3 protein-coding genes and 1 pseudogene are annotated in these 3,775 nt (G+C 73.8%); 1 reads left to right on the top strand and 3 read right to left on the bottom strand.

Annotation, left to right across the window (positions count from 1 at the left end; all coding sequences use genetic code 11):
- A partial coding sequence (locus EAO70_RS27135; RefSeq protein WP_148005543.1) for a serine hydrolase occupies positions 1 to 1,399 on the top strand: 1,399 nt, incomplete at its 5' end.
- Between the two features lie 61 nt (positions 1,400 to 1,460).
- Here the strand turns inward: EAO70_RS27135 and cobJ are convergent.
- From cobJ to EAO70_RS39580, 3 genes and pseudogenes are all read right to left on the bottom strand, one after another.
- Positions 1,461 to 2,954: a precorrin-3B C(17)-methyltransferase gene (gene cobJ, locus EAO70_RS27130; RefSeq protein ID WP_148005535.1), complete on the bottom strand. Its 1,494-nt coding sequence runs from the start codon at positions 2,952 to 2,954 to the stop codon at positions 1,461 to 1,463.
- Entirely contained in the window at positions 2,951 to 3,586 is a 636-nt protein-coding gene (locus EAO70_RS27125) for a precorrin-8X methylmutase (protein ID WP_187284062.1), read from the bottom strand. The genes cobJ and EAO70_RS27125 overlap by 4 nt, the downstream gene beginning before the upstream one ends.
- Positions 3,587 to 3,600: 14 nt before the next feature.
- Positions 3,601 to 3,775: pseudogene (locus EAO70_RS39580) on the bottom strand (cobalamin biosynthesis protein CobG); the annotation flags it as partial.

Below are 3,775 nucleotides of genomic sequence, written 5' to 3'. Positions count from 1 at the left end.
CCCGGACGTCGCGGAGCTGATGCGGAAGACCGGCGTCCCCGGGGTCTCCGTCGCCGTCGTCTACAAGGGCGAGGTCGTCCACATCAAGGGATACGGCGTCCGCGAGGTCGGCAAGGAGGGCGCGGTCGACGCCGACACCGTCTTCCAGCTGGCCTCCGTGTCCAAGCCGATCGCCTCCACCGTCGTCGCCGGCGCGGTCGGCGTCGAGGGCTGGCAGAAGCCGGTCTCCCCCGAACTCCCCGAGTTCCGGCTGAAGGACCCGTGGGTGACGTCCCACGTGACCGTCGCCGACCTGTTCTCGCACCGCAGCGGCCTGCCCGACCACGCGGGCGACCTGCTGGAGGACCTCGGCTACGACCAGGAGTACATCCTGTCCCACCTGCGGTACGAGCCCCTGGCGCCGTTCCGCGCGAGCTACGCGTACACCAACTTCGGACTGACCGCGGCCGCCGAGGCCGTCGCCGCGGAGAAGGGCGTGCCCTGGGCGAAGCTCGCCGAGGACACCCTCTACAAGCCCGCCGGCATGAACGACACCAGTTCCAGCTTCCAGGACTTCGAGTCGAACCCGGACCGGGCGCACGGGCACGTCAAGCAGCCCGACGGGACCTGGAAGGCGCAGTTCGTCCGGGACCCGGACGCCCAGTCCCCCGCCGGCGGCGTCAGCTCCTCGGCCACCGACATGGCGACCTGGCTGCGGCTCCAGCTCGCCAACGGCTCGCTCGACGGGCGTCGGATCGTCGCGGAGGACGCCCTCGACCTCACCCACCACCCCGAGGCCGTGGCCGTCCCCGCCCAGGCACCCGCCGCGCGGACCGGCTTCTACGGCCTCGGCTGGAACGTGTCGTACGACGACGAGGGCCGCCTCCGCCTCTCCCACACCGGCGCGTTCGCGCTCGGCGCGCACACCAACGTCACGATGCTGCCGGGCGAGCAGCTCGGCATCGTCGTCCTCACCAACGGCGCCCCGGTCGGCGTCGCCGACGCCGTCGCCCTCGACTTCTTCGACACCGCGCAGGACGGGAAGCCGAGCCGGGACTGGCTGCCGCTCGTCAACGCCCTGTACGAGCAGGAGGCCGAGGCCGGCCGCTCGGACACGGACTTCGCGAAGAAGCCGGCGGACGCGACGCCCGCGAAGCCGAACAGCGCGTACACCGGCACGTACGAGAACGACTACTACGGGCGGATGACGGTCGCGGAGGCGGACGGCGGGCTGGTCCTGCGCCTGGGGCCGGAACCGCAGACGTACCGGCTGACGCACTACGACGGCGACACCTTGAGCTTCGAGACGCGCGGGGAGAACGCCGTAGGCCCCACCGCCGTCACCTTCTCGCCTGACGGGCGGACCGTCCGCGTCGAGTACCTGGACGAGACGGGGCTCGGCACCTTCACCCGCGGCTGACCCGACGGCGGGGCGATCCTGCCCCGCGCGGAAGCCCGAAGACCGTCCGCCCGCCCGGGCGTCAGCCGTAGCGGCGGGGCGTCCAGGCGATCGTGCGGCCGTCCGCCCGCTCGACGGCCCGGGTCTGCGACGAGCCGACGAGCAGCAGGGTCCGCATGTCGACCTCGGCGGGCTCCAGCGTCTTGAGGGTGATCACCCGCACCGACTGCTCGGGGCCGCCGACGTCGCGGGCGACGACCACCGGGGTCTCCGGGGACCGGAGTTCGAGCAGGAGGTCGCGGGCAGCGGCGACCTGGTGCGTACGGGACCTGGACCCCGGGTTGTAGAGGGCGATGACCAGGTCCGCGCCGGCGGCGGCCCGCAGCCGGGCCTCGATGACGTCCCAGGGCTTGAGGCGGTCCGAGAGGGAGATCGTCGCGTAGTCGTGGCCGAGCGGCGCGCCCGCCGCGGCGGCCGCGGCGTTGGCGGCGGTCACCCCGGGGAGGACCCGTACGGGCACGTCCGCGTACTCCGGTTCGCAGGCCACCTCCAGGACGGCCGTGGCCATCGCGAAGACGCCGGGGTCGCCGCCCGAGACGACCGCGACCCGGTGGCCGCGGCGGGCCAGGTCGAGGGCGAACTCGGCGCGCTCGGACTCCACCTTGTTGTCGGAGCCGTGCCGGATCTGCCCGGGCCGCAGCACCGGCACCCGGTCGAGGTAGGTGGTGTAGCCGACGAGGACGTCGGCGTTGACGAGGGCGCCGCGCGACTCCGGGGTGAGCCAGGGCGCGCCGGCCGGGCCGGTGCCGACGACGACGACCTCGCCCCGCTCGCGTACGGCGGGCTCGCGGTCGATACGGGAGGGGAGCACGGCGACGGAGAAGTACGGGACGGTCTCCGGGTCGACGTCCACGAGGTCGCCGGTCCGCTCGCCCGCCATGAACGCCCGCTCCACGTACCGGGCGTCGTCGAGGCGGCCGGCCCGCTCCAGGGCCCGCTTCACGGTGGGGAAGGTGCGGCCGAGCTTCATCACGACCGCCGAGTCGGTGCCCGCGAGGCGGGCCGTCAGCTCGTCCTCCGGCAGGGTGCCGGGGATGATCGTGAGGACCTCCTCCGCCTCGCACAGCGGCTCGCCGAGCCGGGCGGCGGCGGCGGACACCGAGGTCACGCCGGGGATGACGGTCGTGTCGTAGCGGTCGGCGAGCCGCTTGTGCATGTGCTGGTACGAGCCGTAGAACAGCGGGTCGCCCTCGGCGAGGACGGCGACGGTGCGCCCGGCGTCGAGGTGCGCGGCGAGCCGGGCGGCGGCCTCCTCGTAGAAGTCGTTCAGGGCGCCCCGGTAGCCGCCCGGGTGGTCCGTGGTCTCCACCGTGAGCGGGTACATCAGCCGCTCCTCGATGTGGTCCTCGCGGAGGTGCTCGGCGGCGATCGAGCGGGCGATGGAACGGCCGTGGCGGGCCGAGTGGTACGCGATCACGTCGGCGGCGGCGATGGCCTTCACCGCGGCGACGGTCAGGAGGTCCGGGTCGCCGGGGCCGAGGCCGACGCCGTACAGCTTTCCGGTCACGGTGCTCATGCCTGGATCTCCGCTTCGTGGGCGATCGCGTTGATCGCGGCGGCGGTCATCGCGCTGCCGCCGCGCCGGCCCCGGACGACGAGGTAGTCCAGGCCGAGGTCCTGCGCGGCCAGCGCGTCCTTGGACTCGGCGGCGCCGATGAAGCCGACGGGTATGCCGAGGACGGCGGCGGGCCGCCCGGCGCCGTCCGCGACCATCTGGAGCAGGTGGAAGAGGGCGGTCGGCGCGTTGCCGATGGCGACGACGGAGCCTTCGAGGCGGTCCCGCCACAGTTCGAGGGCGGCGGCGGAGCGGGTGGTGCCGAGCTCGGCGGCGAGGGTCGGCACGGACGGGTCGGAGAGGGTGCAGACCACGTCGTTGTCGGCGGGCAGCCGCCGCCGGGTGACCCCGCTCGCGACCATCTGCGCGTCGCAGAGGATCGGCGCTCCGGCCCGGAGGGCGGCGCGGGCCCGCGTGACGACCTGCGGCGACCAGGCGATGTCGCGTACGAGGTCGGTCATGCCGCAGGCGTGGATCATCCGGACCGCCACCTGGGCGACGTCGGCGGGCAGGCCCGCCAGATCCGCCTCGGCGCGGATCGTGGCAAAGGACCGGCGGTAGATCTCCGCCCCGTCCTTCTCGTAGTCGAACATCCTGTTGCTCTCGCTCATCTCGTGGTGCGGGCCGCGGTCACGGCTTCGGGCAGGGCGGTACGGGGGGTGGGGACGCCGTCCACCAGGTAGTCGCCGCCGGCGGTGGCGAGAACGTCGGTCCAGTCGCCGTGCGGGTGTCCACAGCGACGCTCGCACCCGGAGTAGTGCACGGGGAGGACGGGAGGGGTG

Source organism: Streptomyces sp. adm13(2018), from assembly GCF_008042145.1.
Classification (GTDB): domain Bacteria; phylum Actinomycetota; class Actinomycetes; order Streptomycetales; family Streptomycetaceae; genus Streptomyces.
The sequence above is the reverse complement of the archived record's forward strand: the minus strand, read 5'-3'. Positions and strand labels throughout refer to the sequence as shown.